Below are 3,724 nucleotides of genomic sequence, written 5' to 3' on the forward strand. Positions count from 1 at the left end.
GGGTGGTTTTCCAGGTGGTCGGCCAGGCGCGCGGCGACCTGTTGCAGGGCCTGAGGGTTCCGGGCGGACAACACCCAGGGCACCAACGCGAGTTCGGACGCGGTGCCCGCACCGGTGCCGGCATCCGGTTTCCCGGCCGCCCCGTCCAGCGCCTCTTCGGGCGCCTCTTCGAGGATCACATGCGCATTCGTCCCGCTGACGCCGAACGCAGACACACCCGCGCGTCGCGTTCGCTCCGTAACGGAGGGCCATTCCCGGTCCTCAGACAGCAGTGACACAGCACCTGCAGCCCATTCCACGTGTTGTGTCGGTTCGCCGATGTGCAGGGTCTTGGGAAGCGTGCCGTGGCGCATGGCCATGACCATTTTGATCACGCCGGCGAGACCAGCCGCTGACTGCGTGTGGCCGATGTTGGACTTAACCGTCCCTAGCCACAGGGGCCGGTCGGTGTCGCGGTTTTGGCCGTAGGTGGCCAGGAGGGCCTGGGCCTCGATGGGGTCGCCGAGGCGGGTGCCGGTGCCGTGGGCTTCGACGGCGTCGATGTCGGCGGGTTCGAGGCCGGCGTTGGCCAGGGCCTGGCGGATGACGCGTTGTTGGGAGGGGCCGTTGGGGGCGGTCAGGCCGTTGGAGGCGCCGTCCTGGTTGACGGCGGAACCGCGCACCACGGCCAGCACGGGATGCCCGTTGCGCCGGGCGTCCGACAAGCGTTCCATGACGACCACGCCGACGCCTTCGCCCCAGCCGGTGCCGTCGGCGTCGGCGGCGAAGGCCTTGCAACGTCCGTCAGCGGCCAGCCCGCGCTGCCGGCTGAACTCGATAAAGGCCGAAGGGGTGGCCATGACGGTCACACCGCCCACCAGGGCCATGGTGCATTCGCCGTTGCGCAGTGCCTGGGCGGCCATGTGCAGGGCCACCAGGGACGACGAGCACGCCGTATCGATCGTCACCGCCGGACCCTCGAGACCGAAGGAATAGGAGATGCGACCGGACAGAACAGCGGTGGCCGTGCCGGTGAGAAGGAATCCCTCGGTGCCCTCTGCGCCTTCCGATCCGTGCCCCGCCGAAGTCGTGCCTGTGCCGTAGTAGGACGTAGCAGCACCGATGAAGACACCTGTTCTGCTCTCGCGCAGGTCGTCGGCGGCGATGCCAGCGCGTTCGAACGCTTCCCAGGAGGCTTCGAGCAGGAGGCGCTGCTGGGGGTCCATGGCCAGGGCCTCGCGCGGAGAGATCCCGAAGAAGTCCGCATCGAACTCCGCCACATCGGTGACGAAGGAGCCCTCTCGTGTGTACGAGGTGCCGGGCCGGTTCAGCTGCGGGTCGTAGAGACGGTCTAGGTCCCAGCCGCGATCGCCAGGAAATTCCGACACCGCGTCACGGCCCTCGGCGATCAGGGACCACAGTTGTTCGGGGGAGTTGGCGGCGCCAGGGAAGCGGCAACTCATGGACACGATGACCAGGGGATCGCCATCAGCGTCTTCAGCTGCCGAACTGAGGGATCCGTCTGGTGATCGCTTCTTCTCGGCTTCGGTGAGGGCCCCGGCGGAGGTGTTTTCCCCCAGGAGTGCAGTCTTCAGGTGAGCGACCAGGGACTGCGGTGAGGGATGGTCGAAAACCAGAGTGGTGGGCAACAGCAGGCCGGTAGCGGACTTCAGCCGGTTGCGGAGCTGAACGGCAGTCAGTGAGTCGAAGCCGAGGTCCTTGAAGGCGCGGTTCGGAGCCACGGAGTCTGAGCCTGAATGCCCCAGGACGGCCGCGGCTTCGGCACGTACGAGATCAAGCAGAACGCGGTCCTGCTCGCTAGCGGAGAGAGAGGCCAGGCGCTGATGCAGATCGTCGCTCCGTGCGCCCGTCTGTGAGGCGGCTTTCGGCGCGCTGCCGGGCGCGGGTAGATCACCGTCCAGTGCCGCGCGGGCTTCGGCGAGATCGGATAGCAGCGGTCGACGGCGGGCTGCGCTCAACGTCGGCGCGAAGATCCCCCAGTCGACGTCGGCCACGGTCACGGTCGTCTCATCGAGGCCGAGAGCGTGTCGCAGTGCCTCGACAGCCTGGGCGGGCTCCATGGCCGGAAGCCCCAGGCGCCGCAGCCGTTCTTCGGCCGCTCCCTGGGCTGCCATGCCGCCACCACCCCAGGTGCCCCAAGCTACGGACAGGGCGTGCTGGCCTCGTGCGCGGCGGTACTGGGCGAGGGCATCGAGGTAGGCGTTGGCGGCCGCGTATGCGCCCTGGCCGCCGCCTCCCCATACGCCGGCTCCGGAGGAGAACAGAACGAAGGCGTCCAGTTCACGGTCCTGGAAGACATGGTCCAGGTGACGGGCACCAAGAGATTTCGCGGCGCACGTCTGTGCCAGGGCTTCCGCATCGGCGTCCACCAAAGAGGCCGCGGTACCGACCCCTGCCGCGTGGAACACCGCCCTGACGGGCGTGCCGGCCTCGTCCAACGAGGCGATGAGAGCGGAGAGATCGTCACGGTCGGCGACGTCGCAGCCATGTATCTCTATCTTCCCGTCCGGGCCGACAAGCCCGTGCAACTCGGTTCTCAGCTCATCTGCCCCGGGGGCTCCAGCGCCGCGGCGGCTGACGAGAACCAAGTGCTTGATGCCAGATCGTGCGAGCCAGCGCGCGACGTGGGCGCCCAGGGCCCCCGTTCCGCCGGTGATCAGTGCAGGGCCGTCCGAGCTCCAAGAGCCTGCCTCGGGGGGAGGTGAGACAGGAGCGGCGCGGGTCAGACGGCGTACGAAGATGCCCGAGGGACGCAGCGCGAACTGGTCCTCCCTCGGCGAGGCACCCGTCATGAGAGTGCGTGTGGCGTCCGCCAGCACGTGTACCAGGCGCGCTAGCGTGCGGGGGTCGGGCTCCTCGGGCAAGTCGATGAGCCCGCCCCACCACTCCGGGTGCTCAAGCGCGGCCACTTGTCCGAGGCCCCAGACGTGGGCCTGGTCGGCATGGCGGATCCGGTCGGCGCGGCCTACAGACACTGCGCCAGACGTCACACACCACAGGGGAGCGGTGAGCCCGGTGTCCGCCATGGCCTGGACCAGCCCGAGCGTGGCTGCTGTGCCGGCGAGAGGGGTCTGCTGGGGCTCTTCCGGCCCCTGCGTGGACTCGCCGTTCAGTGCAAGGAAGGAGAGAACGCCGTCTGGCCGTTCACCGTCCTGCCGTGCTTCCGCTTCGAGCAGCCGCGTGAGGGACTCGCGGTTGGAGGCCAGGTCTGCGTCCGCACTGATCTGGCTGATCTGTGCGCCCCCGTCGGCCAGGGCGCGCATCACTGCCGAGGTCCAGGGGTGGTCGTCGGATCCGGCCGGCGTGACGACGAGCCAGCGACCGGTGACATCAGAGGAACCGGAGCGGGACAGTACGGAGTCGTAGGCCTGTGGACGCCAACCGACGTGGTATCGCCAGGCGTCGATGGCCGCACGGGTCACCTGTTCACGCCGCCAGCCCGACAGCAGGGACAGCGCCGGACGCAGCATGCCGTGCGAGTCCTGCGGCTCCTGGTCGCCGAGCGAGAGCATCTCGGACAGAGCATCCAGATCTTCGCTTTCGACAGCATTCCAGAAGTCCGATTCGGCTCCGCTGGCCCTGGCGGCAGCCGGAGTCAGTGGGGGCGCACCGTTGTCTTCCGCAGTGTTGATCCAGTGGCGGGTGCGTTGGAAGGCGTAGGTGGGGAGGGGGGTGTGGTGTGGGGTGGTGTGGGTGTAGAGGGTGTGCCAGTTGACGGGGAGGC

Annotated in this window: 1 protein-coding gene; it reads right to left on the bottom strand. The window is 68.6% G+C overall.

All coding sequences use genetic code 11. From position 1 onward, the window contains the following. Positions 1 to 3,724 (bottom strand): SDR family NAD(P)-dependent oxidoreductase (locus ACIRJP_RS42060; RefSeq protein ID WP_404186447.1); only part of this gene is annotated, 3,724 nt, incomplete at both ends.

Origin of the sequence: Streptomyces sp. NPDC102437, from assembly GCF_044765565.1 — a bacterium.
Classification (GTDB): domain Bacteria; phylum Actinomycetota; class Actinomycetes; order Streptomycetales; family Streptomycetaceae; genus Streptomyces.